Origin of the sequence: Gordonia alkaliphila, from assembly GCF_023017165.1 — a bacterium.
GTDB classification, from domain to species: domain Bacteria; phylum Actinomycetota; class Actinomycetes; order Mycobacteriales; family Mycobacteriaceae; genus Gordonia; species Gordonia alkaliphila.
Window position 1 is genome coordinate 2,611,457 of the sequence record NZ_JALKBW010000001.1, and the last position, 26,847, is coordinate 2,638,303.

Annotated in this window: 26 protein-coding genes; 24 read left to right on the top strand and 2 right to left on the bottom strand. The window is 69.1% G+C overall.

Annotated features, from left to right (window positions below; translation table 11 throughout):
- Positions 1 to 51: 51 nt before the first annotated feature.
- Entirely contained in the window at positions 52 to 1,977 is a 1,926-nt protein-coding gene (gene rho, locus MUG78_RS11830; protein WP_372493203.1) for a transcription termination factor Rho, read from the top strand.
- Positions 1,978 to 2,005: 28 nt separating this feature from the next.
- On the opposite strand, the gene MUG78_RS11835 is transcribed toward rho, so the two are convergent.
- Complete coding sequence (locus MUG78_RS11835) at positions 2,006 to 3,181, bottom strand: diflavin oxidoreductase (protein WP_246995028.1); 1,176 nt, start codon at positions 3,179 to 3,181, stop codon at positions 2,006 to 2,008.
- A 201-nt stretch (positions 3,182 to 3,382) separates the two neighbouring features.
- Between MUG78_RS11835 and rpmE the strand changes: the two genes are divergently transcribed.
- The 16 genes from rpmE to MUG78_RS11915 all read left to right on the top strand — a co-directional run bounded on the left by rpmE (position 3,383) and on the right by MUG78_RS11915 (position 17,370).
- Positions 3,383 to 3,595, top strand: a complete 213-nt coding sequence (rpmE, locus tag MUG78_RS11840) for a 50S ribosomal protein L31 (RefSeq protein WP_246995030.1) — start codon at positions 3,383 to 3,385, stop codon at positions 3,593 to 3,595.
- A 145-nt stretch (positions 3,596 to 3,740) separates the two neighbouring features.
- A complete protein-coding gene (gene prfA, locus MUG78_RS11845) occupies positions 3,741 to 4,814 on the top strand; it encodes a peptide chain release factor 1 (RefSeq protein ID WP_246995032.1) in 1,074 nt (357 codons plus the stop codon).
- A gap of 89 nt (positions 4,815 to 4,903) precedes the next feature.
- On the top strand, positions 4,904 to 5,779 hold the full coding sequence (gene prmC, locus MUG78_RS11850; RefSeq protein ID WP_246997003.1) for a peptide chain release factor N(5)-glutamine methyltransferase: 876 nt from the start codon (positions 4,904 to 4,906) through the stop codon (positions 5,777 to 5,779).
- Positions 5,776 to 6,435 (top strand): L-threonylcarbamoyladenylate synthase, encoded by a 660-nt coding sequence (locus tag MUG78_RS11855; RefSeq protein ID WP_246995034.1) that lies wholly within the window; start codon positions 5,776 to 5,778, stop codon positions 6,433 to 6,435. The genes prmC and MUG78_RS11855 overlap by 4 nt, the downstream gene beginning before the upstream one ends.
- Positions 6,432 to 7,682 carry a serine hydroxymethyltransferase gene (gene glyA, locus MUG78_RS11860; protein WP_246995036.1) on the top strand — a complete coding sequence of 417 codons (1,251 nt, stop codon included), beginning with the start codon at positions 6,432 to 6,434 and terminating at the stop codon, positions 7,680 to 7,682. Before MUG78_RS11855 ends, glyA begins: the two co-directional genes overlap by 4 nt.
- Positions 7,683 to 7,692: 10 nt before the next feature.
- The gene (locus MUG78_RS11865) at positions 7,693 to 8,871 is read left to right on the top strand and encodes a glycosyltransferase family 4 protein (RefSeq protein WP_246995038.1); all 1,179 of its coding nucleotides are present in this window, start codon (positions 7,693 to 7,695) and stop codon (positions 8,869 to 8,871) included.
- A 9-nt stretch (positions 8,872 to 8,880) separates the two neighbouring features.
- The gene (locus MUG78_RS11870) at positions 8,881 to 9,387 is read left to right on the top strand and encodes a Cg1360 family ATP-synthase-associated protein (protein WP_246995040.1); all 507 of its coding nucleotides are present in this window, start codon (positions 8,881 to 8,883) and stop codon (positions 9,385 to 9,387) included.
- A 253-nt stretch (positions 9,388 to 9,640) separates the two neighbouring features.
- Positions 9,641 to 10,459 (top strand): F0F1 ATP synthase subunit A, encoded by an 819-nt coding sequence (atpB, locus tag MUG78_RS11875; RefSeq protein ID WP_246997005.1) that lies wholly within the window; start codon positions 9,641 to 9,643, stop codon positions 10,457 to 10,459.
- A gap of 106 nt (positions 10,460 to 10,565) precedes the next feature.
- Positions 10,566 to 10,814 (top strand): ATP synthase F0 subunit C, encoded by a 249-nt coding sequence (locus MUG78_RS11880; RefSeq protein WP_005937765.1) that lies wholly within the window; start codon positions 10,566 to 10,568, stop codon positions 10,812 to 10,814.
- Between the two features lie 14 nt (positions 10,815 to 10,828).
- The gene (locus MUG78_RS11885) at positions 10,829 to 11,392 is read left to right on the top strand and encodes a F0F1 ATP synthase subunit B (protein ID WP_246995042.1); all 564 of its coding nucleotides are present in this window, start codon (positions 10,829 to 10,831) and stop codon (positions 11,390 to 11,392) included.
- Positions 11,393 to 11,494: 102 nt separating this feature from the next.
- Entirely contained in the window at positions 11,495 to 12,310 is an 816-nt protein-coding gene (locus tag MUG78_RS11890; RefSeq protein ID WP_246995044.1) for a F0F1 ATP synthase subunit delta, read from the top strand.
- 61 nt (positions 12,311 to 12,371) lie between these two features.
- Positions 12,372 to 14,006 (top strand): F0F1 ATP synthase subunit alpha, encoded by a 1,635-nt coding sequence (gene atpA / locus MUG78_RS11895; RefSeq protein WP_246995046.1) that lies wholly within the window; start codon positions 12,372 to 12,374, stop codon positions 14,004 to 14,006.
- Between the two features lie 2 nt (positions 14,007 to 14,008).
- Positions 14,009 to 14,971, top strand: a complete 963-nt coding sequence (locus MUG78_RS11900) for a F0F1 ATP synthase subunit gamma (RefSeq protein WP_246995048.1) — start codon at positions 14,009 to 14,011, stop codon at positions 14,969 to 14,971.
- Between the two features lie 29 nt (positions 14,972 to 15,000).
- Positions 15,001 to 16,446 carry a F0F1 ATP synthase subunit beta gene (atpD, locus tag MUG78_RS11905; RefSeq protein ID WP_246995050.1) on the top strand — a complete coding sequence of 482 codons (1,446 nt, stop codon included), beginning with the start codon at positions 15,001 to 15,003 and terminating at the stop codon, positions 16,444 to 16,446.
- A gap of 9 nt (positions 16,447 to 16,455) precedes the next feature.
- Positions 16,456 to 16,833, top strand: a complete 378-nt coding sequence (atpC, locus tag MUG78_RS11910; RefSeq protein WP_246995052.1) for an ATP synthase F1 subunit epsilon — start codon at positions 16,456 to 16,458, stop codon at positions 16,831 to 16,833.
- An 87-nt stretch (positions 16,834 to 16,920) separates the two neighbouring features.
- Positions 16,921 to 17,370: a DUF2550 domain-containing protein gene (locus MUG78_RS11915; RefSeq protein WP_246995054.1), complete on the top strand. Its 450-nt coding sequence runs from the start codon at positions 16,921 to 16,923 to the stop codon at positions 17,368 to 17,370.
- 15 nt (positions 17,371 to 17,385) lie between these two features.
- Here MUG78_RS11915 and MUG78_RS11920 read toward each other — a convergent pair whose 3' ends face one another.
- Positions 17,386 to 17,976, bottom strand: a complete 591-nt coding sequence (locus tag MUG78_RS11920; RefSeq protein WP_246995056.1) for a cob(I)yrinic acid a,c-diamide adenosyltransferase — start codon at positions 17,974 to 17,976, stop codon at positions 17,386 to 17,388.
- Between the two features lie 141 nt (positions 17,977 to 18,117).
- Between MUG78_RS11920 and murA the strand changes: the two genes are divergently transcribed.
- The 7 genes from murA to MUG78_RS11955 all read left to right on the top strand — a co-directional run bounded on the left by murA (position 18,118) and on the right by MUG78_RS11955 (position 26,794).
- Entirely contained in the window at positions 18,118 to 19,374 is a 1,257-nt protein-coding gene (murA, locus tag MUG78_RS11925) for a UDP-N-acetylglucosamine 1-carboxyvinyltransferase (protein ID WP_246995058.1), read from the top strand.
- Between the two features lie 165 nt (positions 19,375 to 19,539).
- A complete protein-coding gene (gene mdo, locus MUG78_RS11930; RefSeq protein WP_246995059.1) occupies positions 19,540 to 20,811 on the top strand; it encodes an NDMA-dependent methanol dehydrogenase in 1,272 nt (423 codons plus the stop codon).
- A gap of 115 nt (positions 20,812 to 20,926) precedes the next feature.
- Positions 20,927 to 21,964 (top strand): MadB family AAA-type ATPase, encoded by a 1,038-nt coding sequence (locus MUG78_RS11935; RefSeq protein WP_246995061.1) that lies wholly within the window; start codon positions 20,927 to 20,929, stop codon positions 21,962 to 21,964.
- Between the two features lies 1 nt (position 21,965).
- On the top strand, positions 21,966 to 23,498 hold the full coding sequence (madC, locus tag MUG78_RS11940; protein WP_246995063.1) for a MadC family VWA domain-containing protein: 1,533 nt from the start codon (positions 21,966 to 21,968) through the stop codon (positions 23,496 to 23,498).
- Positions 23,499 to 23,556: 58 nt separating this feature from the next.
- Positions 23,557 to 24,735, top strand: coding sequence for an iron-containing alcohol dehydrogenase (locus tag MUG78_RS11945; protein ID WP_246995065.1), 1,179 nt, complete (start codon positions 23,557 to 23,559; stop codon positions 24,733 to 24,735).
- Between the two features lie 2 nt (positions 24,736 to 24,737).
- The gene (locus MUG78_RS11950; RefSeq protein WP_246995067.1) at positions 24,738 to 26,126 is read left to right on the top strand and encodes a MadS family sensor histidine kinase; all 1,389 of its coding nucleotides are present in this window, start codon (positions 24,738 to 24,740) and stop codon (positions 26,124 to 26,126) included.
- Complete coding sequence (locus MUG78_RS11955) at positions 26,123 to 26,794, top strand: MadR family response regulator transcription factor (protein ID WP_246995069.1); 672 nt, start codon at positions 26,123 to 26,125, stop codon at positions 26,792 to 26,794. Before MUG78_RS11950 ends, MUG78_RS11955 begins: the two co-directional genes overlap by 4 nt.
- Positions 26,795 to 26,847 lie beyond the last annotated feature (53 nt).

Sequence of the window (26,847 nt, forward strand, 5' to 3'; positions counted from 1 at the left end):
CTGCTTCCAGTGGGCCCCGCGGCGTCTGCCGTAGGGAACGAAAGGATATCCGTGACCGATACGGACCTGAGCACCCCCGCCGCCGCCCCGCGTGGTCTGAGCTCCATGCTGCTGCCGCAGCTGCGCGGTCTGGCCGGTGAGCTGGGCATCAAAGGCACCTCGGGCATGCGCAAGGGCGATCTGATTGACGCCATCCGCACCCACCAGAGCGGTGGCGCGGCGCGCAAGGCCGCGGCCCCCGCCGCCGAGCCGCCCAAGGCCGAGGCGCCCAAGACCGAGGCGCCCAAGACCGAGGCGCCCAAGGCTGACGCCCCGAAGGCCGAGGCCCCGCAGGCGGACGCCCCGAAGACCGAGGCCCGCAAGACCGAGGCCCCGCAGGCAGACGCTCCTCAGAGTGATGCACCCAAGAACGACGCACCCAAGAACGATGCACCCAAGAGCGACGCCCCGACCGGCGAGCGTCGCGGCAGGGGCGACGGCGCCGACCAGGGCGAACAGTCCTCCGAGGGCGGCCGCAACCGGCGCAACCGGAACGACCGCAACCAGGGCGACCGCAACCAGGGCGACCGGAACTCGGGTGACAAGAACGCCGGCGACAAGAGCCAGGGCGAGCAGCAGGGCAACCGCAACCGTGGCCAGCAGAATCAGGGCCAGCAGAACCAGGGCGGGCAGCAGCACCAGCAGCGCAACCAGGATCAGCACTCCGACGACGACGGCGAAGGCGGCGGTCGTCGCCGCGGCCGTCGCGTGCGCGAGCGCAACCGTCGCGGCCGCGATCGCGGTGGCGACCAGGGTGAGCCGCAGCTGAACGAGGGCGACGTCGTCGCACCCGTCGCCGGCATCCTCGACGTGCTCGACAACTACGCTTTCGTCCGGACCTCCGGTTACCTGCCCGGACCGAACGACGTCTATGTGTCGATGAACATGGTCCGCCGCTACGGACTGCGCCGCGGCGACGCGATCACCGGTGCGGTGAAGGTGCCGCGCGAGGGCACTGACCAGCAGCAGCAGGGCAACCAGCGGCAGAAGTTCAACCCGATGGTGCGGCTGGACACGGTCAACGGCGGCGAGCCGGACCAGGCCCGCAAGCGCCCGGACTTCGCCAAGCTCACCCCGCTGTACCCGAACGAGCGGCTGCGTCTGGAGACCACGCCGGAGCGTCTGTCGACCCGCGTGATCGACCTGATCATGCCGATCGGCAAGGGGCAGCGCGCGCTGATCGTCTCGCCGCCCAAGGCCGGTAAGACCACCATCCTGCAGGACATCGCCAACGCAATCACCACCAACAATCCCGAATGCCACCTCATGGTGGTGCTGGTGGACGAGCGGCCCGAAGAGGTCACCGACATGCAGCGCTCGGTGAAGGGCGAGGTCATCGCCTCCACCTTCGACCGGCCGCCGTCCGATCACACCACCGTCGCCGAACTGGCCATCGAGCGCGCCAAGCGCCTGGTGGAGCAGGGCAAGGACGTCGTGGTGCTGCTCGACTCGATCACCCGCCTCGGTCGCGCCTACAACAACGCCTCCCCGGCGTCGGGCCGCATCCTGTCCGGCGGTGTGGATTCGACGGCGCTGTACCCGCCGAAGCGTTTCCTGGGCGCCGCCCGCAACATCGAGAACGGCGGGTCGCTGACCATCATCGCCACCGCGATGGTCGAGACCGGCTCCACCGGCGACACGGTGATCTTCGAGGAGTTCAAGGGCACCGGCAACGCCGAGCTCAAGCTCGACCGCAAGATCTCTGAGCGGCGCATCTTCCCGGCCGTCGACGTGAACCCGTCGGGTACGCGTAAGGACGAGCTGCTGCTCTCGCCCGAGGAGTTCTCGATCATGCACAAGCTGCGTCGTCTCCTGAGCGGCCTGGACAGCCAGCAGGCCATCGACCTGCTGCTGTCGCAGCTGAAGAAGACGCGCAACAACGTCGAGTTCCTCATGCAGGTGCAGAAGACCGCACCCGGATCCCTCGATCAGGACTAGTACCGACCAGGACTAGTCCGGTACAGGACTAGTACACGTCCCGAAGATAGCGGCCCTGCGCGCGGAGTTCCTCCAGTCGCGCACGGGCCGCTTCTTCGTGCAGGCCCTCGTTCGCGACGATGATCGCCACCAGTGCGTCGTCGACGCTCTGCGCCATCTCGGTGGCGTCGCCGCACACGTAGAGCACCGCGCCGTCGCGCAGCCAGTGGTAGAGGTCGGCGCCGTGGCCGTCCATCAGGTGCTGGACGTAGACCTTCTCCTCCTGCTCGCGAGAGAAGGCGACGTCCAGGCGGTCGAGCACGCCGTCGGAGTGGAGACTCGAGATCTCCTCGCGGTACAGGAAGTCCTGGTCCCGGTGGCGCGCGCCGTGGAAGAGCCAGTTGCGTCCGCTGCCGCCGTCCTGGGCGCGCTCGTGCAGGAAGCCGCGGAACGGGGCGATCCCGGTGCCCGGCCCGATCATGATGATGTCGGTGTCCGGTTCGGGCAGGCGGAAGTTCTTATTCGGGGTCAGGTACACGCCCACGCTGTCGCCGGGCTGCACGCGGTCGGCGAGGTAGGTGGAGGCGGCTCCGCCGCGGTCGCGGCCGGCGCCCCACTCGTCGGTGGCGTAGTGGCGGACCGTCGCCGGCGTCAGGTGCAGCGTGCCGTCGTGCACGCTGGGCGCCGACGAGATGGAGTAGGTGCGGGCGGTCAACGGCCGCAGTTCGGCCAGCAGCGCCTCCGGGGTGGGGGACCACTCCGGTTCCAGCGCCAGCAGATCCAGCACGTCGCGGCCGCGCGCCCACGCCTCGAGATCGGCGCGGTCGCCGGCCAGCAGCGCCGTGGCGACCTCGTTGTGCAGCGTCGTCGCGAGGTGGTCCAGCAGGTACGGGGAGACCGACGTGATCTCGAAACCGTGGGTCAGGGCGGCGGTCAGGCTCTGGCTGCCCTTGCGGTCGGTGATCTCGGTGTCGGCGGGGACGCCGAGGCGGGCGATGATCGCCGCCACGAGCTCGGGTGCGTTCTGCGGAAGCACCGAGACAGCGTCGCCCGGCTGGTACTCCAGTCCGGCGTCGGCGATGTCGAGGATCAGGTGGCGCACTTCCTTGTCGCTCTCCGGCGCCGTCAGCAGGTTGTTCTCGATCACCCGCGCCGAGTAGGGATTGCGCCGTGACCAGCGAGTCTTGCGGGCGGGGCGGTCGGAACTGCCGCTGGGCGTGGTCATCGGAGGGCGTCTCCCGGGGTCGTCGGCGGGTAAGGGTGCACTACTAGAATAGTCGCGGGCAACCGGTCGAGGCGTTAACGCCGACGGGTGTGATTTAGCACCCGCCGCCGTCCTGTGGAATAATCGACCGGTCAGTCCGGTTCCGGTTCACATCGGCGCTCTGTGCCCGATGACCCGGCGGCCACGAACATTAAGGACCCCATGAAGCAAGGCATTCACCCCCAGTACGAGGCGACCACCGTCGTCTGCGGTTGCGGCAACACCTTCGAGACCCGCAGCACTGCCAAGGACGGCCGGATCAACGTGGAAGTCTGCTCGCAGTGCCACCCGTTCTACACCGGCAAGCAGAAGATCCTCGACACCGGCGGCCGCGTCGCTCGCTTCGAGAAGCGGTACGGCAAGCGCCAGAAGTAGCTTTCCCGCGACGCCCGGCTCACGATCTTCACCGATCGGCGGCCGGGCGTCGTTCGCATCCGGGTGTCGTTCGTCGTCCCGGTACCCCTTTTCGACGTTTCATCCCGCGAGTCGCCGCACCGGCGAGTTCAGGAGCGCAGTACACGTGAGCAGGCAGGCCACCGCGATCGACGACATCCTCGCCGAGTACCAGGGACTGGAGCAGCAGCTCTCGGATCCGTCGCTGCACGACGATCCCGCCACCGCGCGTCGAGTCGGCAAACGGTTCGCCGAGCTGGGCCCGGTGATGACTACGTACACCAAGCTGGCCGCGGCCCGTGAGGATCTGGCGGCCGCGCACGAACTCGCCGAAGCTGATCCGAGCTTCGCGGAGGAGCTGCCGGCGCTGGAGGCCACGGTGGCGGAACTGGACGCAGCGCTGACCGACCTGCTGGCTCCGCGCGATCCGCACGACGGCGACGACGTGGTACTCGAAGTGAAGTCCGGGGCCGGGGGAGAGGAGTCGGCGCTGTTCGCCGCCGACCTGGTCCGGATGTACCTGAGGTACTGCGAGCGCCGCGGCTGGAAGGCCACCGTGCTGGGCGTCACCGAATCCGATCTCGGCGGCTACAAGGACGCGACGCTCTCGATCAAGGCGCGCGAGGCGTCCCGCGACGGCGTCTGGTCCCGCCTGAAGTTCGAGGGCGGCGTGCACCGCGTGCAGCGCGTGCCGGTCACCGAGTCGCAGGGTCGCATCCACACCTCGGCCGCCGGGGTGCTCATCTACCCCGAGCCCGACGAGGTCGCCGAGATCGCGATCGACGACTCCGACCTGCGCGTCGACGTGTACCGCAGCTCCGGCAAGGGCGGACAGGGCGTGAACACCACCGACTCGGCGGTGCGCCTGACGCACCTGCCCACCGGCATCGTCGTGACCTGTCAGAACGAGCGCTCCCAGATCCAGAACAAGGCGCGCGCCATGCAGGTGCTCGCCGCCCGGCTGCAGGCCGCCGCGGATGAGGAGAAGGCCGCCGAGGCCGCCGCCGGCCGCGCCGCGCAGATCCGCACCGTGGACCGCTCCGAACGCATCCGCACCTACAACTTCCCGGAGAACCGCATCTCCGATCACCGCATCGGCTTCAAGGCCAACAACCTCGACGCGGTGCTCTCCGGGGAGATGGAAGCCCTGCTCGACGCGCTGGTGGAGGCCGACAAGCAGGCGCGACTCGAGGAGCAGTGACCTCGCCGTCTGATCGTTCGGGCGCCAACCCTTCTGCCTCGAACCCTTTTGCCTCGAACCCTTCTGCCTCGAACCCTTCTGCGACGGCGCTGCGCGCCCGGGGCGCGGCGGCGCTGGCCACCGCGGGCATCGATGCCGCGGCCACCGACGCCGGCTGGTTGCTGGCCCACGTGCTCGGCATCGAGCCGGGGCGGCTGATCCTGGCCGACGATCCCACCGCCGCGCAGGCTGCCGCGTACGACGCCCTCATCGCCCGCCGCGCGGAGCGAATCCCGTTGCAGCACTTGACCGCCGAGGCCTCGTTCGCCGGCGTGGAACTCGCCGTGGGGCCGGGAGTGTTCGTCCCGCGCCCGGAGACCGAACTGCTCGTCGAGTGGGCCGCCCGCGCGTGCGCCGACGTCGCCGAGCCCGGGGCGGCGGTCCGCGTGGTCGACCTCTGCTCGGGCAGCGGTGCCCTCGCGCTGGCCGTCGCGACCGCGGTGCCGCGCGCGGCGATGGTCGCGGTGGAACGGTCGCCGTCGGCGCTCGACTACCTGCGGCGCAATGCGGCGGCGCAACCGTCGTCGGTGGCCGACCGGGTGCGGGTGGTGGCCGGCGACGTCACCGACCCGGACGTGTGGGCCGAGCTCGGCGTCGTCGACGTGATCGTCTGCAACCCGCCGTACGTGCCCGCCGCCGCGCCGGTGTCCCCGGAGGTGGCGCACGACCCGGCGGAGGCGGTCTTCTCCGGCGAGACCGGCATGGACCTGATCGTCGAACTCGTTCCGCTACTCGCCGAGGGCCTGCGGCCCGGCGGGGTGGTGGCGCTCGAGCACGACGACACCACCGCGGCCGCAACGGTCGACGTCTTCGTCGCCGACGGCCGGTTCACCGAGGTCGTCGGTCACCGCGATCTGGCCGGACGTCCGCGTTATGTCACCGCGCGCCGGGCCGACCCGGCGACCGTGCAAGGATGGAAACCGTGAGCGCCGTCTACGACTGCAGTGACCCGCAAGAACGAGCCGCCGGGCTGCACGCCGCGGTCGGCGCCGCGCGGGCCGGCCGACTGGTGGTTCTGCCCACCGACACCCTGTACGGCCTGGGCTGCGATGCCTTCGACTCCGAAGCCGTGAGCGCGCTGCTCGCCGCCAAACACCGCGGCCGCGACATGCCGGTGCCGGTTCTGGTGGGCTCGTGGCACACCGTCGACGGCCTGGTGCAGCGCGTCAGCCCGCAGGCCCGGGAACTGGTGCAGTCGTTCTGGCCGGGCGGTCTGAGCCTGGTGGTGGAGCAGGCGCCGTCGCTGGCCTGGGACCTCGGCGACACCGACGGCACCGTGATGCTGCGGATGCCGCTGCACCCGGTCGCCATCGAGGTGCTCCGCGAAGTGGGACCGATGGCGGTCTCCAGCGCCAACGTCTCCGGCAGCGCACCGGCCGCCACCGTGGGCGACGCCCGGGCGCAGCTCGGCGACTCGGTCGCCGTCTACCTCGACGGCGGTCCCGCCGATCACGCGGTGGCCTCCACCATCGTCGACCTCACCGGCGCCGATCCCGTGGTGCTGCGCGAGGGCGCGGTGTCCGTGGACGCCATCGCCGACGTGCTCGACGTGGATCCGGCCGACCTGCGGAGACCGCAATGACCGACGCCGACCTGACCGACCACCAGCGGGCGCTGGCCGCCGCCGACCCCGCGATGGCCGAGCTGATCGCCCGCGAACAGCGGCGCCGCGACTCCGGCCTGCAGTTGCTGGCGGCCGAGTCGGTGGCGACCCCCGCTGTGCGGGCCGCCATGGCGTCGGTGCTGTCGGACAAGTACGCCGAGGGCTACCCGGGCCGCCGCTTCCACGGTGGCTGCGCGGTGGTCGACGAGGTCGAGGAGCTCGCCCGCGCCCGCGCCCGCGCGCTGTTCGACGCCGAATACGTAAACGTGCAGCCGCTGTCCTGGGTGCTCGCGAACCTGGCCGTGCTGGCCGCCTTCGCCAAACCGGGCGATCAGCTGCTCTCGTTGAGCCTGCGCCACGGCGGCCACCAGACGCACGGCTCCCGCGCCAACTCGTCCGGACGCTGGTTCAACGTCGTGAACTACGGCGTGCGCCGCGACACCGAGCAGGTGGACTACGAGAAGCTGCACGAGCTCGCGATGATCCATCGCCCGCGCATCCTGGTCGTCGGCGGCACCTCGTACACCCGCCTCTGGGATCTGCCGCGACTGCGCGCCATCGCAGACGAGGCCGAATGCATCCTGTGGGTCGACGCCGCGCACCTGGCGGGTCTCGTCGCCGGCGGTGTGCTGGCCTCCCCGGTTCCGTACGCCGATGTGGTGACCGTCGCGACCAACAAGGTGATCCGCGGACCGCGCGGTGGTCTGCTGCTGGCCCGCGGCGAGCACGCTCAAGCCCTCGATCGCGCAGTCTTCCCGTTCCTGCAGGGTGCCCCGGCGATGCACGCCGTCGGGGCCAAGGCGGTGGCCTTCGCCGAGTCGGCCACCCCGGAGTTCCAGGCCTACGCCGGCGAAGTGGCGGGCACCGCGCGCGACCTCGTGGCCGCGCTCGCCGCGCACGGGCTGCGCCCGGTCGGCGGCGGCACCGACACCCATCTGGGCATCGTCGACGTCAGCTCGCTCGGACTCACCGGCCGCGAGGCCGCGGCCCGCCTGGCGGCCAGCGGCATCATCGTCGACAAGGCGGTGACCCCGTTCGACGCCGCGCCGGTCACCGAGGGCTCGGCGATCCGCTTCGGCACGGCGGCCGCGGTCGCCGAAGGCCTGCGGGCCGCGCAGATTCCGGCCCTCGCCGACCTGATGCGCGTCGCCCTCGACGCGCCCACCGACGATCGCGCCCGACACGACGTCGTGGCGGCCGAACTCGCGGCGCTGCGTGCCGAGTAGCCTGTCTGGCGTGACTGGATCGGGAAGCGGCGTGCAGCTGCTCGCGTTGGACTCCGTCGGCGGGGTCGGCGTTCCGCTGCGCGAGCTGGCGCTGGTCGGGCTGACCGCCGCCGGCATCACGTACCTGATCACCGCGCTGGTCCGCGTCTTCGCGGTCCGTGCCGGGGCGGTCGCCGTCCCGCGTGAACGCGACGTGCACTTGATCCCCACCCCGCGCCTCGGGGGAGTGGGCATGTACCTGGGCGTGGTGTGCGCGATCGCGCTCGCGGCGCAGTTGCCCGCCCTCAACCGCGGGTTCGCCTACACACCCGACATGATCGCGGTGATCACCGCCGGCCTGGTGATCGTGCTGGTCGGCGTGATCGACGATCGGTGGGGGCTGGACGCCCTCACCAAGTTCGTCGGCCAGATCACCGCAGCCGGGGTGCTCGTGGTGTTGGGGGTCAGTTGGTACGTGGTCTACGTGCCGTTCGCGGACATCGGCACCGTGGTGCTCGACCCGCTGCAGGCGGGCCTGCTCACCGTGGTCATCACGGTCACCACGATCAACGCCATCAACTTCGTCGACGGCCTCGACGGCCTGGCCGCGGGTCTCGGGCTGATCGCGTCCATCGCGATCCTCATCTTCTCGCTCGGTCTGCTGCACGATCAGGGCGGCGACGTGAACTACTACTCGCCTGCGCTGATCACCACCGCGCTGGCCGGTGCGTGCCTGGGCTTCCTGCCGCACAATTTCTCCCCGGCACGCATCTTCATGGGCGACTCCGGCGCCATGCTGATCGGCCTGATGCTGGCCGCGGCGTCGACCAGCGCGTCGGGCCGCCCGGCGCTGAGCGCGTACGGCACCGCCGACATGTTCACCCTGCTGTCGCCCCTGATCCTGGTGGCCGCGGTGGTCTTCATCCCGCTGCTCGACATGGTGCTGGCGGTGATCCGCCGCACGCGCGCGGGTGTCAGCTTCGCCACTCCGGACAAGATGCACCTGCACCACAAGCTCCTGGAACTGGGCCACTCCTCGCGTCGCGTGGCACTGCTGATCTACCTGTGGGTGGGGGTGCTGGCGCTGTCGGTGGCCGCGTGCACGCTGTTCTCCCCGCTGGCCGTGGCGCCCTTCTTCTTCGTCGGCTTGCTGATCGCGCTGGCCGCCACCTTCGCTCCTCGGTTGAGTCGCAGGCTCGCCACTCGCTAGCCTTGGCGCGTGTCCACGAATGCCGAGAATCCGAATCTGTCGCCCGACGGGGACGTAGCCGAGACCGTCTACGACTCCCTGGCCCCCCTCAAGAACGGGCTGCGCTACGGCCTGCTCGGGTTGCTCGCGCTGACCCTGATCGGGCTGGTGATCTGGTGGCCGATCGACGGACTGCCGGGGGTCTGGGGCGTCCTCATCGGCGCCGGCGTCGGCGGCAGCTTCATTCTGCTGACCGTCATCTCGATCATGGCCACCGCCAAGATGTCGCCGTCGATCACCATGGCCACGGTCATGGGGTCGTGGTTCCTCAAGATGGTGGTGGTGCTGGTGGTGATGGCGGTACTGGCGAACATGGACTTCTATTCCAAGGGCGCCCTGGTCAGCATGCTGATCGGCGCCATCGTCGCGGTGCTCGGTTCCGAGGTCTGGGGCGTGATGAGCACCAACTCGCCGTACGTCGAGCCGGAAGCCTCCGGCAGCGAGGTCGGCGAAGACTCACCACCGACGGGTAAGTGACGAGTACCATAATTCCGGGTGCTGACCTGCTACTACCTCTGATAGTAGGAGCGGATCGCACCGAGGAACGAGCTCGCCGCGGGGGCCGGATTGGTTTCACCCGGGTTCGCCTTGATAAAGTTCTGCACGCACCACCACTGCGGAAGCAACGCCTCAACGCGCTGCGGCCGCACTGTGCCCGCACCGATAGCCGATCGAACCGAGAGTCCACGGGGCTCCTCGGTCCCGAACACGGGAGAGAACGCTGAGCGTCATCCTGGCCACTGCGACCCAGCTCAATGAGCAGGGTCTGCTCCTCGCCGCCGAAGAGTTCCACACGCCGAGCCTGAACGACTTCTTCCCGCCCGCGGTCCTGTTCGAAGGCACCGTGTTCGAGTTGAACCGCATCACCATCATGCGGGTCGTGATCTCCGTGCTGGTGGCAGCCGGCTTCGCGTTCGCGATGCGCAGCCCCAAGGTGATTCCCCGCGGTGTGCAGAACGTCGCCGAGTCCATGCTCGACTTCGTGCGGATCAACATCGCCGAAGAGATCCTGGGCAAGGAGAACGGCCGCAAGTTCCTGGCCATCATCGCCTCGATCTTCTTCGCCACGATCTTCCTGAACCTCTCGTCGATCGTGCCGTTCCTGAACATCTCCTCGAACGCGCGCATCGGCATGCCGCTGGTGATGGCCGCCGTCGCCTACATCACCTACCTCTGGGTGGGTATCGCCAAGTACGGCTTCTTCGGCTTCATCAAGTCCTCGATCGTGCTGCCCGGCGTCCCGCTGGCCATTCAGCCGCTGCTGATCCCGATCGAGTTCATCTCGACCTTCGTCCTGCGTCCGTTCACGCTGACCATTCGACTCATGGCCAACATGCTGGCCGGTCACATCATGCTGGTGCTGTTCTTCGCAGCCACCCAGTACTTCCTGTTCAGTGGTACCTGGCACGTCGTCTTCGCCCCCTTCGCGTTGCTCGCGGGCGTCGGCTTCACCTTCTTCGAGCTGCTGGTCATCGGCCTGCAGGCCTACATCTTCGCGCTGCTGACCGCGGTCTACATCGACCAGTCGCTGCACGCGGACCAGCACTAAACCTCCCGGAGCCGGTCAACCCCGAGCGGCTCCTCCAAACCCCCAGAACTGACTCACTCGTCCGCCCGGGCGGGGAGCCACCAAGAAAGAAAAGGGAATCGAAAAGATGAGCTACATCGCCCAGACTCTCGCCGACACCACCACCACCTTCGAAGGCTCCGGCTTCGGTGCCATCGGTTACGGCCTGGCCGCCATCGGCCCGGGCATCGGCGTGGGCATCGTGGCCGGCAAGGCCATCGAAGGTATCGCCCGTCAGCCCGAGCTCGCCGGCCAGATCCGCACCACCATGTTCCTGGGTATCGCACTCTCCGAGGCACTGGCGCTGATCGGTATCGTCGTCGGCTTCATCTTCTGATCTGAGACACCGACATGATCAACACCACTGACCTGTATCTCCTCGCGGAGGAGAGCACGGACAATCAGAACCCGCTGTTGCCAGCGTGGTACGACATCATCTGGTCGTTGGTCGCCTTCGCCGTCGTTCTCTTCGTCTTCTGGAAGTACGTGATCCCGCGTTACCAGAAGGTCCTGGACGAGCGTCGCGAGACCATCGAGGGCGGCATCGAGCGCGCCGAGGCCGCACAGGCCGAAGCCAACGCTTCGCTCACGGCGTACCGCGAGCAGCTCGCCGGTGCCCGTGAAGAGGCGGCCGGTATCCGTGATGAGGCGCGCCAGCAGGGCACGCAGATCATCGCCGATATGAAGACCCAGGCCACCGCGGAAAGCGACCGGATCATCGCCAACGGCGCTGCTCAGCTCGCTGCCCAGCGTCAGCAGATCGTTTCCGAACTGCGCGGCGACGTGGGCCGCCTGTCGGTCGACCTCGCTGAGAAGCTGGTCGCGTCCGAGCTGTCCGACGGCACCAAGCAGGCCGGCACCGTCAATCGGTTCCTCGCGGAACTCGACGACGTCGCCGATCAGGCCGCGAAGTAAGAGTTCCGATGATGGCGGAGTCAGGTGCAGGGCGGCGGAGAGATCTTCGCCGTACCTGTGACCGTCTCCGTCGTGCCATGCCACTAGAAGGAATGTAGGTAGATGTACGCAGCGTCAAGCCGCGAAGCCCTCGAAGGCGCCCGCGTCGAGCTGGAAGCCGCCCTGCGCGGTGTTCCGAGCGCGGAGGCGGTCACCATCGGTGACGAGTTGCTCTCGTTCGCCCAGACCGTGTCCGACAATCGTGCGCTGCGTACTGCTCTGGCCGACTCGGCCACGCCGACCGCCGCCCGCGCCGACGTCGCTCGCGACGTGCTGAAGGGCAAGGTCAGCGAGGTCACGCGTACCACGGTGGCTTCGGCCGCCGCGCGCCCCTGGTCCAGCGACAGCGATCTGGCTTCCGCTCTGCAGGAGCTCGGTCGCGAGGCCATGCTGGCTTCGGCCAAGGCCGACGGTCGCCTGGACACGGTCGAGGAAGAGCTGTTCCTGCTCGGCCGGACGGTCAAGGAGAACACCGAACTCGAGCAGGCCCTGTCCGACCGCACGCGGTCGCAGGCCGATCGCGCCGGACTCCTCGACGGATTGATCGCCGGTAAGGTCGACGACGTGACCCGTCGTCTCGCCGTGCAGGCCGTCACCACCAGCGCCGACGCGCCCGGCGACGTCATCGACGAGCTCTCCGGGCTCGCCGCCGGCGCCAACGGCCGCAAGGTCGCCTACGTCACCTCCGCCGGCGAACTGTCCGCGCAGCAGCGGACCGAACTGGCCGACAAGCTGTCGGGCATCTACGGCGCGCCGGTCACCCTGCACGTCGAGATCGACCCCGAGCTTCTCGGTGGCGTCGTGGTCCGCGTGGGCGACGAACGCATCGACGGAAGTATCGCCGGCAAGCTGGCGGCCCTGCGCCGCAGCCTGCGGTGACCACCCAAGCAACAACGATTCCCCAACCCTTTAAGCAAGCCCAGGAAGAGCAGGCAGGAATATGGCCGAGTTGACCATCTCCTCCGATGAGATTCGGAGCGCGATCGCAAATTACACCGAGGAGGTGCGCGGGGAGGCCACTCGTGAAGAGATCGGCCTCGTCACCGACACCGGCGACGGCATCGCTCACGTGAGCGGACTGCCCGGCGCCATGGCGAACGAGCTGCTCGAGTTCCCCGGTGGAATTCGCGGCGTCGCGCTGAACCTCGACCTGGATGCGGTCGGCGCCGTCATCTTGGGTGACTACGAGAACATCGAAGAGGGCCAGGAAGTCAAGCGGACCGGCAACGTGCTGTCGGTGCCGGTCGGCGACAAGTTCCTCGGACGTGTCATCAACCCGCTGGGCCAGCCGATCGACGGTCTCGGCACCATCGAGTCCGACGAAGAGCGCGTCCTCGAACTGCAGGCCGCCTCGGTGCTCGAGCGTCAGCCGGTCGAGGAGTCCCTCGCCACCGGTATCAAGGCCGTCGACGCCATGACCGCCATCGGTCGCGGCCAGCGCCAGCTGATCATCGGCGACCGTAAGACCGGCAAGACCGCGGTCTGCATCGACGCCATCCTGAACCAGAAGGACAACTGGGCGACCGGTGATCCGGAGAAGCAGGTTCGCTGCATCTACGTCGCCGTCGGCCAGAAGGGCTCGACCATCGCCGGCGTCAAGACCGCGCTGGAAGAGGCCGGAGCGATGGAGTACACCACCATCGTCGCCGCCCCCGCGTCCGACTCGGCCGGCTTCAAGTGGCTGGCTCCGTACACCGGTTCGGCCCTCGGTCAGCACTGGATGTACCAGGGCAAGCACGTCCTCATCGTGTTCGACGACCTGTCGAAGCAGGCTGAGGCCTACCGCGCCATCTCGCTGCTGCTGCGTCGCCCGCCGGGCCGCGAGGCATACCCGGGTGACGTCTTCTACCTGCACTCGCGTCTGCTGGAGCGTTGCGCGAAGCTGTCCGACGAGCTCGGCGGCGGTTCGATGACCGGTCTGCCGATCATCGAGACCAAGGCCAACGACGTCTCGGCGTTCATTCCGACCAACGTCATCTCGATCACCGACGGCCAGGTCTTCCTGGAGTCGGACCTGTTCAACAAGGGCGTCCGCCCGGCGATCAACGTCGGTATCTCGGTCTCCCGAGTCGGTGGCGCCGCTCAGACCAAGGGTCTGAAGGACGTCTCCGGTTCGCTGCGTCTGGAACTGGCTCAGTTCCGTGAGCTGGAAGCCTTCTCGGCCTTCGCCTCGGACCTCGACGCCGCGTCGAAGGCTCAGCTCGAGCGCGGCGCCCGCTGGGTAGAGCTGCTCAAGCAGGACCAGTACAGCCCGGTCGCCGTCGAGGACCAGATCGTCTCGCTGTACCTGTGCGGCGAAGGCTTCATGGACTCGGTGCCCGTCGCCGACGTCCGTCGCTTCGAGAGCGAACTGCTCGGCGACCTGCACCACAGTGCGAAGGGCGTCTACGCCAACATCGCCGGCGGCAAGAAGCTGTCCGCCGACGACAAGGCCGCGCTGGCGACGGCCACCGACAACTTCAAGGCCGGCTTCATCGCCTCGGACGGCTCGCGTGTCGTCGAGGTCGCAGCCGATCCCATGGCCGCTGAAGACGTCGAGTCCGAGACGATCCGAGTGACGAAGAAGACGAAGTAGTCATGGCTTCCATTCGGGAACTGCGTTCGCGGATCCGGTCGATCGAGTCGACCAAGAAGATCACGAAGGCGCAGGAGCTGATCGCGACGTCGCGCATCACCAAGGCGCAGGCGCGGGTGGCTGCCGCTCGTCCGTACTCCGAGGAGATCACGGAGGTGGTCACGTCGCTCGCGTCGCGGGCGAACCTGGACCAGATTCCGCTGCTCAACGCACGGCACGATCCGAAGCGCGCCGCGGTCCTGGTCGTGACCAGCGACAGCGGTCAGTGCGGCGGCTACAACTCGAACGTGCTCAAGGAGACCGAAGAGCTGCTGTCGCTGCTCCGCTCCGAGGGCAAGACGCCAGTGCTGTACGTGATGGGCCGCAAGGGCATCGGGTACTACACCTTCCGTGACCGCGAGGTCGCCGGCAGCTGGTCCGGTTTCTCGCAGCAGCCCGTCTTCGCCGACGGCGCCGCCGCGGTGAAGCACCTGGTGGACTCGTTCCTCGCCGGCAGCGGCGAGAACGTGCCCCTGCCGGACGGCAGCGGTGACATCGAGGGCGTCGACGAGTTGCACATCGTCTACACGCGCTTCGTGTCCATGCTGTCGCAGCAGCCGGTGGTGCGCCGCATGGCGCCGATCGACGTCGACTTCGAGCTGGAACAGATGAATCTGGGCCGCGACATGCTCGACGAGTCGCCCGCCGCCGGTGGCGTGCAGGCCGACATCGAGTTCGGCGGCGACGACCCCAACGGTCTGCTCGACGCTCTGCTGCCGAAGTACGTGGCCGCGCGGATCTTTGCCGCGCTGCTCGACTCGGCTGCTTCGGAGAGCGCCGCACGTCGTACCGCCATGAAGGCGGCCACCGACAACGCGACGGAGCTGGAGAAGAACCTGAGCCGTCAGGCCAATGCGGCCCGCCAGGCGCAGATCACCCAGGAAATCAGCGAGATCGTCGGCGGCGTCGAAGCGCTCGCGCACTGACAAGACATATCGAGGAAAGAGAAAAAACCATGACTGCAGCAGTCACCGACCCGACCGCCGCCGCCTCGGCGACCGCGGGTCGCGTCGCCCGGGTCATCGGCCCGGTCGTCGACGTCGAGTTCCCGCGCGGCGCCGTGCCGGCCCTGTTCAATGCTCTCCACGCCGAGGTCACCCTCCCGGCCGTGGCCAAGGTGCTGACCCTCGAGGTCGCCCAGCACCTCGGCGACAACGTGGTGCGCACCGTCTCCATGCAGCCCACCGACGGACTCGTCCGCGGTGCCGCCGTCACCGACTCCGGCAAGCCGATCTCGGTGCCCGTCGGCGACGTCGTCAAGGGTCACGTCTTCAACGCTCTGGGCGACTGCCTGGACGCACCGGGTACCGGTCGCGACGGCGAGCAGTGGGGTATCCACCGCAAGCCCCCGGCCTTCGACCAGCTCGAGGGTAAGACCGAGATCCTGGAAACCGGTATCAAGGTCATCGACCTGCTGACCCCGTACGTCAAGGGCGGCAAGATCGGTCTGTTCGGTGGTGCCGGTGTCGGCAAGACCGTTCTGATCCAGGAGATGATCACCCGTATCGCTCGCGAGTTCTCCGGCACCTCGGTGTTCGCCGGCGTCGGTGAGCGTACCCGTGAGGGCACCGACCTCCACCTGGAAATGGAAGAGATGGGCGTCCTTCAGGACACCGCCCTCGTCTTCGGTCAGATGGATGAGCCCCCAGGCACGCGTATGCGCGTCGCCCTGTCGGCCCTGACCATGGCCGAGTACTTCCGCGACGTGCAGCACCAGGACGTGCTGCTGTTCATCGACAACATCTTCCGGTTCACCCAGGCCGGTTCCGAGGTCTCAACCCTGCTGGGTCGTATGCCTTCGGCCGTGGGTTACCAGCCGACGCTGGCCGACGAGATGGGTGAACTCCAGGAGCGCATCACTTCGACCAAGGGCCGTTCGATCACCTCGCTGCAGGCGATCTACGTCCCCGCCGACGACTACACCGACCCGGCGCCGGCGACGACCTTCGCGCACCTGGATGCGACCACCGAGCTCTCGCGCCCGATCTCGCAGCTGGGTATCTACCCGGCCGTGGATCCGCTGACCTCGACCTCGCGTATCCTCGAGGCCTCGATCGTGGGCGACGAGCACTTCCGCGTCGCCAACGAGGTCAAGCGAATCCTGCAGAAGTACAAGGAACTGCAGGACATCATCGCCATCCTCGGTATGGACGAGCTCTCCGAAGAGGACAAGGTCACGGTGGGCCGCGCCCGTCGTCTCCAGAAGTTCCTCGGCCAGAACTTCCTGGTCGCCGAGAAGTTCACCGGCCAGGTCGGCTCGGTCGTGCCGCTCGCGGACACCATCGACGCCTTCGACCGCGTGTGCAAGGGCGAGTTCGATCACCTGCCCGAGCAGGCGTTCAACAGCTGCGGTGGACTCGACGACGTCGAGGCCGCTGCCGCGAAGATCGCCGGAAAGTAGTCGCGAACCATGGCTGACAAGACCTTCCGAGTGGACGTCGTCTCGCCCGATCAGGTGCTGTACTCCGGGGATGCGACGTTCCTGCGGGCGCAGACCACCGACGGCGAGGTCGGGATCCTGGCCAGCCACGCGCCTCTCTTCTCCGAGCTCGCGCCCGGTGGCTGCGTCGTGGTCACCATGGCCGACGGCAGCAAGCTGGCGATCGCGGCTCAGGGCGGCTTCCTGAACGTGACCGGTACCGACGCGAAGGTGCTGGCCGAGTCCGCACAGCTCGCGGACGAGATCGATCTGGCGGCCGAACGCGCTGCTCTCGAGGCGGCAGAGGAGGGGTCGGCAGCGTACCTGCAGGCTCGTTCTCGGATTCGTGCCGTCGAAGCTGTGAGTTAGCGACCGAGTCTGACATGATTCACGTCATCAGCCGTCCCGCCTGGCGGGGCGGCTGGTGACGTTTTCACTATCTGAAGGGTGCACCGAATGCCGTGGTGGGGTTGGTTGGTCCTGGCGCTGGTCGTCGGTGCGGTGCTGTTGCTGGCCGGTCTGATCTATCGGGTGCGCGAGGTGCGGCGCGCCGGCACCCCGGTGATCCTGCGGGCCCTGCCCGCCGAGAGCGATCGCGGGTGGCGGCACGGGTCGGTGCACTACACCGAATTCGCCCTGGTCTACTACCGGCTGACGGCGCTGCTGCCCGGGCCGACGGCGGCCCTGCCGCGGCGGCACGTGGAGCTGCATGGTCGACGTGCCCCGGAGGGCACCGAACTGGAGATCATGGACCCGGACATGGTGGTGCTCGAACTGCACGTCACCGGTACCGGTCCCGGTTCCGGCGACTACGAGATCGCCATGTCGCCGATCCTGGTCACGGCGTTCTCGTCCTGGCTGGAATCGCGCCCGCCGCGACGGTCTCGCCGCCGCGGCGGGCGCTGATTCGGTAGGAGTCGGTCAGCGATTCCGGTTCGCGCCCGGAACCCACTTCACATCGCTGGTGCCGGCGCGGACGTTCGCCACGCGGCCGAGGATGAACAGCAGATCCGACAGGCGATTCAGGTACTTCGCGGGGAGCACGCCGGTGTCGTCCGGGAAAGCCTCCACGGCGGTCCACGCCGCACGCTCGGCGCGCCGGGTGATCACCCGGGCCTGGTGCAGCAGCGCCGACAGCGGCGTGCCGCCGGGCAGGATGAACGAGTCCAGCGGGGTCAGTTCCGCACCGAAGCTGTCGCACCAGGCCTCGAGCCCGTCGATGTAGCCCTGCTCGATGCGCAGCGGGGGATACTTCGGGTTCTCCACGATCGGCGTCGACAGGTCGGCGCCCGCGTCGAACAGGTCGTTCTGCACGGTGGCGAGCACCGCGGCGATGTCGGCCGGGACGTCTCCGCCCAGGGTCAGCGCCAGCCCGATGGCGGCGTTCGCCTCGTCGCAGTCGGCGTAGGCGGCGACGCGCGGGTCGTTCTTGGGGACGCGGGAGAAGTCCGAGAGACCGGTGGTGCCGTCGTCTCCGGTGCGGGTATAGATCTTCGTCAAGTGGACAGCCATGGGTCGACGGTACGCCAGGCCGTCCCGAGGAGGTGTTCGCGCGTCGGTCACGCGTGCGTCGGTCCCGTGCTTCCGGGGCGGGAGAGGCGCGTCGGCGTCGTCGATCGGCGGCCTCGGCTCTCGGTGCCCTAAGCTAGCGCCGTGAGTGATCGCTATTTGGTGACCGGGGGAGCCCGCCTTTCCGGCGAGGTGGTTGTGGTCGGTGCAAAGAACAGTGTGCTGAAGCTGATGGCCGCGGCACTGCTGGCGCACGGGCGTACCGTGCTGTCCAACGTGCCGGTGATCGCCGATGTGCCGTTGATGGCGGAGGTCCTGCGCGGTCTCGGAGCACAGGTGGAGATCGACGGCGACACCGTGCTGATCGATTCCCCGGAGCTGCCCGACCATCACGCCGACTTCGATGCCGTGAAGCAGTTCCGGGCGTCGGTCTGCGTGCTGGGCCCGCTGATGGCGCGCTGTAAGCGTGCGGTCGTGGCGCTGCCCGGCGGCGACGCGATCGGCTCGCGGCCGCTGGACATGCACCAGTCGGGTCTGCGGGCGCTCGGCGCGCACAGCACCATCGAGCACGGCTGCGTGGTGGCGGAGGCGGAGGCGCTGACCGGCGCGGCGATCAGCCTGGAGTTCCCGTCGGTGGGCGCCACCGAGAACATTCTGATGGCGGCGGTGCTGGCCGAGGGCGTCACCACCATCGACAATGCGGCCCGCGAGCCGGAGATCGTCGATCTATGCACCATGCTGAACCAGATGGGCGCCCGGGTGGAGGGCATCGGCAGCGGCACCCTCACGGTGACCGGCGTGGCCGAGCTGACCCCCACCACGCATCACGTGGTCGGCGACCGCATCGTGGCCGGCACGTGGGGCATCGCGGCGGCGATGACGCGCGGCGACGTGACGGTGCTCGGAATCGACCCGGCGCACCTGGCGCTGGTGCTCAAGAAGCTCGAGGATGCGGGCGCCCGGGTGGATCGACTGCCGGACGGCTTCCGGGTCCGCCAGGACGACCGGCCGCGCGCGGTGGACACCGCGACCCTGCCGTTCCCGGGCTACCCGACGGACCTGCAGCCGATGGCGATCGGTCTGGCGACGGTGTCCGAGGGACTGTCGCTGATCACCGAGAACGTCTTCGAGGCGCGCTTCCGCTTCGTCGAGGAGATGGTGCGCCTGGGCGCCGACGCCCGCACCGACGGTCACCACGCGGTGGTGCGCGGCGTGGAGCAGCTCTCCAGCGCGCCCGTCTGGTCGAGCGACATCCGGGCCGGCGCCGGTCTGGTGCTGGCCGGGCTGGTGGCCGACGGCGTCACCGAGGTGCACGACATCGAGCACATCGATCGCGGCTACCCGCACTTCGAAGAGCACCTGCGCCGCCTTGGCGGCGTCATCGAGCGCATCAGCGACTAGCTTCTGAGGGCGGTCACCTGTCCGGTCGGACAGGGCCGCCACTGACCGGTGGGACCGACCGGCCGCGCAAGCGGTCAGGGACCCTTGTCGAGGGTGTGACCTGGGCGACAGTCTGGGGATGTCACAAAGACATCCGCCGACGACTGTTCGACAAGGAGACATCCGATGGCAATCGAGCTGAATCAGATCTGGGACTTCCCGATCAAGGAGTTCCACCCGTTCCCGAAGGCGAAACTCGGGGTCGGTGCGCACGACATGATCGGCGTCGAGGCCAAGGACCTCGGCATGACTCGCGTGCTGCTGATGACCACCGGTCTGCGCGGCTCGGGAATCATCGACGAGATCAAGGGCAAGATCGAGTGGCAGGGCGTCGACGTCGTCGTCTTCGACGAGGTGGAGTCCAACCCCAAGGACTACAACTGTATGGACGCGGCGGCGCGCTACCAGTCGGAGAAGTGCGACGGCATCATCTCCGTCGGCGGCGGATCCAGCCACGACGCCGCCAAGGGCGCCCGCATGGTGATCGCCCACGACGGCCGCAACATCAACGAATTCGAAGGCTTCTCCAAGGCCACCAACAAGGAGAACCCGAAGCACATCGCCGTCTCCACCACGGCCGGCACCGGCTCGGAGACCTCGTGGGCGTACGTCATCACCGACACCTCCGACATGGAGAACCCGCACAAGTGGGTGGCCTTCGACGACACCTGCCTGGTGGATCTCGCGATCGACGACCCGCTGCTCTACTACTCGTGCCCCGAGCACTTCACCGCGTTCTGCGGGTTCGACGTGCTGGCGCACTGCAGTGAGCCCTACGTCTCGCGGCTGGACTTCGCGCCGTCGCTCGGCAATGCCAAGTACGCGATCGAACTGATCCGCGACCACCTGCGCACCGCCGTCTACGAGCCGCACAACCTGGAAGCCCGCACCGGCATGATGCACGCGCAGTACATCGCCGCGCAGGCCTTCAACTCCGGCGGTCTGGGCCTGGTCCACTCGCTCTCGCACGCGTTCAGCGCGTTCTACGACAGCCACCACGGTCTGAACAACGCGATCGCGCTGCCGCGCGTGTGGGAGTACAACCTGCCGGCGCGCTACGAACGGTTCGCCGACATCGCCGCGCTGCTGGGCGTGGACACCTCCCGGATGAGCACGGTGCAGGCGGCCGACGCCGCGGTGGAAGAAGCCATCCGCATCTCCAAGGATCTCGGTATTCCGGACAACTTCGGTCAGCTGAACGTCAACAGCTACGAGAAGAACCGGATGAACACCGGCAAGTACGCGGGCAAGGGCGACGGCGTCGACACCTCGGAGGCCCAGATCCGGGCCATCTCCGAGCACATGATGGGTGACTGGTGCACGCCCGGTAATCCGCGCACCTGCACCGTCGAGTCGATGATTCCGATGGTCCGCCACGCAATGGTCGACAGCTACTGACCGACCTGGCCGCGCAGGTGCGGACCGCCGATCCCGCATTCCCCCGACGCGGGGTCGGCGGTCTGCTCCCTTCGTTCGACCCGATCACCGAGGACACACCACACCGAGGGACATGATGACCGACACCGAATTCGCCACCGCCACAGCACTGTCCGCGGCACTCGCCGAGCAGGGCTATCTGATTCCCGACGACCTCGCGGTGGTGGTGCACCTGGCCACGGTGCTCGACCGGCCGCTACTCCTCGAAGGCCCGGCCGGTGTCGGTAAGACCGAACTGGCCAAGGCACTCGCCGCCGCCTCCGGGCGGTCACTGATCCGCCTGCAGTGCTACGAGGGGCTCGACGACTCCCGCGCCCTCTACGAGTGGGACTACGCCCGTCAGCTGCTGCACGTCCAGATGCTGCGCGACCGGATCAGCGCGGAGCTCGCCGCCTACGACTCGCTCGCCGAGGCCAGTGCGGCCCTCGCGCAGACCGAGGTGGGCGTCTACAGCGAAGACTTCCTGGTGCCGCGACCGCTGATGGCGGCGATCATCGCCGAGACGCCGACCGTGCTGCTGGTCGACGAAGTGGACCGCACCGACGAGGCGATGGAAGCGGTGATGCTGGAGGTGCTCGCCGAACGGCAGGTCACCGTGCCCGAACTGGGGACCTTCACCGCGCGCTCGGCGCCGTGGGTGATCCTCACCTCCAACGACACCCGCGAGCTGTCGCCGGCGCTCAAACGCCGCTGCCTGCACTTCCAGGTGGACTATCCGGACGCCGAACGGGAACGCCGCATCGTCGCGGTGCGGGCCCCCGAGGTGGAGGAGTCGGTGGTGGCCGACGTCGTTGATCTGGCCCGGCGGTTGCGCGAGCTGCCGCTGCGTAAGAGCCCGTCGATCGCCGAGGTGATCGACGCGGCCCGCGCCGCGTCGCGCCTGGCCGACGTGGGTGACACGTCGACCGGCGAGCGCATCGGCGGCCAGGATCCGGCGTTGCTGTCGTTGTTGGTGAAGTTCGGCACCGATCTGGACCACGTCCGGCGCGTGCTGGCCGTCGACGCCGCCGAGCAGAACCGGATCGCGGTGGGGGTGGACGGGAGCAGCCCCGGCGGCACCGTCACCGAGCGCGCCTTCGGCGCCGGCCGCGCACGCAGCTCCGCGCGGAGCTGACATGCTCGCCGCGCACGACGTGCAGACGGGGCCGGACCGGCTCCTGGTGCGGTTGGCGGTGGAGTTCGGCCGGGTGCTCCGGCTGTTCTCGGTGCAGGCCAGCCCCGCCGAGGTGATCGAGATCTGCCGGGTGCTCGACCTGGTCGGCGGCGCCGATCTGGAGCAGCTGCGCACCGCGTTGCGCGCGGTCACCGTGAAGTACGGCTACGAGCGCGACGGTTTCGAGGAGGCCTTCGCCCTGTTCTTCCTCGGCCACCACGCCGACGCGGAGGACGACGAGTTGCCGCGGGTCCGCGGCCTGCTGTCGGGCCTGCCCGACGACATCGACTGGGACGAGGAGTTCAGCGGCGGCGGCCGGATGATCGGCGCCGACGAGCACACCGTCGAGATCGGCGACCTGATGGCCGACGATCCGGACGCCCGCGAACGGAACGCGCAGAGCGCCCACCGCGAGGAGAACGACTTCTCGGTCTCCGGCGGCGCCGAGCAACTCCAGGTGGACACCGAGAACTCCAGTGTCTCCGGCGGCGTCACCTACACCGTGGAAGTAGAGCACGCGGACGCCTCCCAGGTCGGGGAGCTGACCGCGGCCGCCACGCGGGTGGAGGGCACCACGCTGAACCTCGCCGACGCGGCGGCGCTGCTGCGTGCCCTGGACGCGAGCGACGGCCGGCACGCCTACGGCGTGGACGGTGCGGCCGGACTCGACGCCGCGGCGATCGCCGAACTCGAGGAGGCGCTCACCCGCTTCGTGGAAGCTCTCACCGACCGGTTGGCCGGTGCCGCGGTGCTGAGCACCGTCGACGATCCGCCCACCCGCGTCCACCGCGACCAGGCCGACATCGACCGCGCCTGCCATCGACTGGTGCAGCGCATGCGCGGCGCCCCGCGCCGGGTCAGCCGGCTCACCACCGCCGGTCGCCTCGACTTCCGGCGCACCATGCGGGCGGCGGTCGCCACCGACGGGGTGCCGCTGGAGCTGTGGCGGCGCCGCACCACTCCCGGTCCGGTGCGGCTGCTGGTCCTGGTCGACGTCTCGATCTCGGTCCGCCCGGTGACCGGCTTCATCCTGCGGCTGGCGCAGACCCTGCACAAATTCGGGGACCGGTGCGAGGTGGTCGCCTTCGTCGACCGCCCGGTCCGGGTGACACCGGCCCTGCGCAGCGCCTCGCCCGACGGCGCGCTGGCGGCCGTACTGGCGGCCGACGGTCTGGATCTCTCGGCGACCAGCGACTACGGGCGGATGTGGCACGAGCTGCTCGACGAGTACGGCGACCTGATCACCTCGCGGACCAGCGTGCTGGTGGTCGGCGACGCGCGGCACAACGCCTTCGATCCGCGGACGGACCTGTTCGACGAAGTAGCCCGCCGCGCCTACCGCGTCGCGTGGCTGACACCGGAACCGGAACGCTATTGGTCCCAGACCGGGTGTGCGTTGGGCGATTACGCGGAACAATGTGCGGCAGTGGTGAGTGCACGCGACGGGGCCGAGGTCCTGGAGCGCTGCGACGAACTCGGGGCCGCGCTGCGATGAGACTTCGGCGGCCCCGGCGGTGAACGCTCGGGGACCAGCGCACAGGAGGTGCACGTCGATGTTGTCTATCCCGCCGCGCGGGCAGGGGCTGCACCGGTTGACCAAGTTCCAGACCCCGGAGATCCTCTTCGGTCCCGGGGCGCTGGCGCAGGCCGCGAACGCGGTCGCCGCGCTCGGCGTCGAACGGCCGCTGGTCGTCGCCGATCGAAATCTTGCCCGGACGCCGTGGCTCGAACGGCTGCTCGACGATCTGCGCCGCCGCGGCCTGCAGCCGGCCGCCTACCTGGATGTGACTCCCAACCCGCGGTCGAGCGAGGTGATCGCCGGTCGCGAGGCCTACGCCGACCACGGCGCGGACGGGCTGGTGGCGCTCGGCGGCGGTTCGGTGATCGATACCGCCAAGGGCGTCGCCGTGCTGGCCGCCAACGGCGGCGAAATTCTGGAGTATGAGGGGATCGATAAGGCCGCGGTGTCGCTGCCGCCGCTGGTCGCGATCCCGTCGACGGCCGGCAGCGGCGCCGATGTCTCGCAGTTCTGCATCATCAACGACACCGAGCGACGCACCAAGGTGACCATCGTCGGTCGCACCCTGGTGCCGAACGTGGCGGTGATCGACCCGGAACTGGTGTCCACCGCACCGCCTGAGGTGATCGCGCAGGCCGGGATGGACGCGCTCACCCACTGCGTGGAGGCGTTCGTCTCGCTTGCCCGCGGGCGGCTCACCGACGCGCTCGCCGTGGATGCGCTCACCGGGGTGTGGACCAATCTGGAACGCCTCGTGCAGAGCCCGGACGACGCCGACGCCGCCTCGGAGATGTCGCTGGCGGCGACGCGGGCCGGCATGGCCTTCACCAATGCGATCCTCGGTGCCGCGCATGCGATGAGCCACCCGGTGGGCGGCTACTGCGATGCGCCGCACGGCACGGTCAACTCGGTGCTGCTGCCGCACGTGGTCCGGTACAACGCCGAGGTGTGCGCCGACGACTTCGCGGTCCTGGCCGGCGCCGTCGGACTCTCCGACACGGGGGGCGACCGCACCGTGGCCGACCGACTGGCCGACGAGATCGGTGGCCTCGCCGAGCGGGTGGGGATGCCGTCGACGCTGAGTCCGCTCGGTGTGCGGGCAGGTGACCTGGAGCTGCTCACCGAGCGCGCGTTGGCCGATTCCTGCATGATGACCAACCCGCGCCGCCCCGAGGCGGTCGGCATCCTGGACGTCTACCGGGCGGCGCTGTAGACGTGAACATTCCGCGCCCCGCACCCCGCGACGAGACCGCCCCCGGCGACGACCTCGCCAGCCTGGTCGGGCTGAGCAGCGTCAAGGGCGGGCACTACGCCCAGTACCGCGGCAGCGAGGCGCGCCTGCACCGCGTGATGGCGGCGCTCGAAGGCATCTCGGGGGCGCTGGCGCAGACCGATCAGGGGCCCGAACGCCTCGTCGTCGACGTGGTCGAGACGGTCCGGGAGCACCTCACCGCGCAGTGGGTGGTCTTCGCCCTGGCCGACGGCCAGCTGGAACAGGCGGCGCCGCGCCACCTCATCGCCGCCCCGGAGCGGGGCATCCTGGCCTTCGAAGGCGTGAGCATCGCGCATGCACCGACCGAACTGCCGGTCGAGGTGCTCAACCGACTGATCGACCTGCTGCGCGGCGAACGGGCCGTGCTCGCCGCACCGATCGTCGACGACCACCACCTGCACGTCCCGATCGCCTATCGCGGCCGACTCGTCGGCGGGCTGTCGGCCTGGACGCCGCCCGAGCGGCAGGTGGACCAGGCCGACCTGCAGGTCCTGCAGATCCTCGCGCGCCAGACGGCGGTGGCGATGGTGAACGCCGAACTCTTCTTCGAGACGCGGCGACGCGCCACCGAGCTCGCCGACCGCAACGCCGAACTCGAGCGCACCCAGCGCGAGTTGTCGGCGGTCCAGCGCACCGCGCTGCTGAACACCGAGCGCAGCCGGATCGCCCGGGAACTGCACGACTCGGTGGGGCAGTCGGTGCTGTCGGCGGGGCTGCAGATCGAGCTGTGCCGCGGCCACGTCGACGCCGAGGTGGCCGACCACCTGGACAAGGCGATGCTGCTCTCGCGGGAAGCGGTCGGTCAGCTCCGCAACGTGATCTACACGCTCAACGACGCGAGCGACCCGTCGGCCAGCATCGCCGAGGCCCTGGATCGACTGTGCGAGCTGCACATGCCCGCGCAGACCGCGGCCACCGTGACGGTGCGCGGCCGGCCGCGGGAACTGCCCGGCGAGATCCAGCACGCGGTGCTGCGCATCGCGGGCGAATCGCTGTTCAACGCCGCCGTGCACGCGGATGCCGGTCACGTCACGGTGAGCCTCGGGTACACCGACGATCGGATTCTGCTGGCGGTGGACGACGACGGCATCGGGGATCCGGGCCGGTTGCGCAGCCTGCTGCGTGCGGCCTCGGCCGGGGACGTCGCCGGCGGTCGTCGTCGGGGCCTGGCCAACATGGCCTCGCGGGCGGGCGAACTGGGCGGCTCGCTGCGTATCCGCCGATCCCGGGCCGGCGGCATCCGCATCGCGGTGGAGATCCCGCTCGGGGACACCGGGATAGGGGTCAGTGAGATCGGGGCCAGGGATATCGGGGAAAGGGGATCGGCATGACCGAAGACGGAACCGAGGCTGTGGCCGGGGCACCGACGATCCGCACCGTGTTGGTCGACGATCACGCCGTCCTCCGCGAGGGTCTGCGCGCGCTGCTCGACCGACACGACGGCATCGCCGTGGTCGGGGAGGCCGGCACCTACGACGGCGCCCTCACCGAGGTGGCGCATGCGCGCCCGGACGTCGTGGTGGTCGATCTGAAACTCACCGCGGGCACCGACTACGAGGGCATGCGCCTGATCGCCGAACTGCACCGGTGGAACCCGGACCTGTCGATCCTGGTGCTGACCACCTTCCTCGACGACGACCTGGTGGTCCGCGCGGTCCGCGCCGGTGCGCGTGGGTACGTGGTCAAGGACGTCGACACCACCGAACTCGTGCGCGCGATCCGGGCCCTCGCCGACGGCGGCAGCGCCTTCGACCCGCGGAGCTCGCTGAGCGTGATGCGCGCGATGGCAGGGGAGCGCGAGGTGGCCGCCGAACTCACCGACCGCGAACGCGAAGTGCTGCGGCTGATGGCCGACGGCTTGTCGAACCCGGCGATCGGGCGCCGGCTCTACATCTCCGAGTCGACGGTGAAGTTCCACATCCGGAACCTGATCCGGAAGCTCGGCGTCTCCAAGCGCACCGACGCGGTCTACGTCGCCAGCAAGCGCGGCCTCATCTGAGGGCCTCGAGCCCGAGAGGCGGTTCGCGTCGAGGGCTCCTGGCCGGGGGCTTC

Bases quoted from the DNA above. Each gene is read 5' to 3' on its own strand.
- glyA (WP_246995036.1), top strand. From the start codon at position 6,432: ATGACCGACGCCGACCTGACCGACCACCAGCGGGCGCTGGCCGCCGCC.
- MUG78_RS11955 (WP_246995069.1), top strand. From the start codon at position 26,123: ATGACCGAAGACGGAACCGAGGCTGTGGCCGGGGCACCGACGATCCGC.
- MUG78_RS11880 (WP_005937765.1), top strand. From the start codon at position 10,566: ATGAGCTACATCGCCCAGACTCTCGCCGACACCACCACCACCTTCGAA.
- rpmE (WP_246995030.1), top strand. From the start codon at position 3,383: ATGAAGCAAGGCATTCACCCCCAGTACGAGGCGACCACCGTCGTCTGC.
- MUG78_RS11885 (WP_246995042.1), top strand. From the start codon at position 10,829: ATGATCAACACCACTGACCTGTATCTCCTCGCGGAGGAGAGCACGGAC.
- MUG78_RS11890 (WP_246995044.1), top strand. From the start codon at position 11,495: ATGTACGCAGCGTCAAGCCGCGAAGCCCTCGAAGGCGCCCGCGTCGAG.
- atpC (WP_246995052.1), top strand. From the start codon at position 16,456: ATGGCTGACAAGACCTTCCGAGTGGACGTCGTCTCGCCCGATCAGGTG.
- madC (WP_246995063.1), top strand. From the start codon at position 21,966: ATGCTCGCCGCGCACGACGTGCAGACGGGGCCGGACCGGCTCCTGGTG.
- MUG78_RS11900 (WP_246995048.1), top strand. From the start codon at position 14,009: ATGGCTTCCATTCGGGAACTGCGTTCGCGGATCCGGTCGATCGAGTCG.
- MUG78_RS11920 (WP_246995056.1), bottom strand. From the start codon at position 17,976: ATGGCTGTCCACTTGACGAAGATCTATACCCGCACCGGAGACGACGGC.
- atpA (WP_246995046.1), top strand. From the start codon at position 12,372: ATGGCCGAGTTGACCATCTCCTCCGATGAGATTCGGAGCGCGATCGCA.
- atpD (WP_246995050.1), top strand. From the start codon at position 15,001: ATGACTGCAGCAGTCACCGACCCGACCGCCGCCGCCTCGGCGACCGCG.
- MUG78_RS11935 (WP_246995061.1), top strand. From the start codon at position 20,927: ATGACCGACACCGAATTCGCCACCGCCACAGCACTGTCCGCGGCACTC.
- mdo (WP_246995059.1), top strand. From the start codon at position 19,540: ATGGCAATCGAGCTGAATCAGATCTGGGACTTCCCGATCAAGGAGTTC.
- MUG78_RS11915 (WP_246995054.1), top strand. From the start codon at position 16,921: ATGCCGTGGTGGGGTTGGTTGGTCCTGGCGCTGGTCGTCGGTGCGGTG.
- MUG78_RS11945 (WP_246995065.1), top strand. From the start codon at position 23,557: ATGTTGTCTATCCCGCCGCGCGGGCAGGGGCTGCACCGGTTGACCAAG.
- MUG78_RS11835 (WP_246995028.1), bottom strand. From the start codon at position 3,181: ATGACCACGCCCAGCGGCAGTTCCGACCGCCCCGCCCGCAAGACTCGC.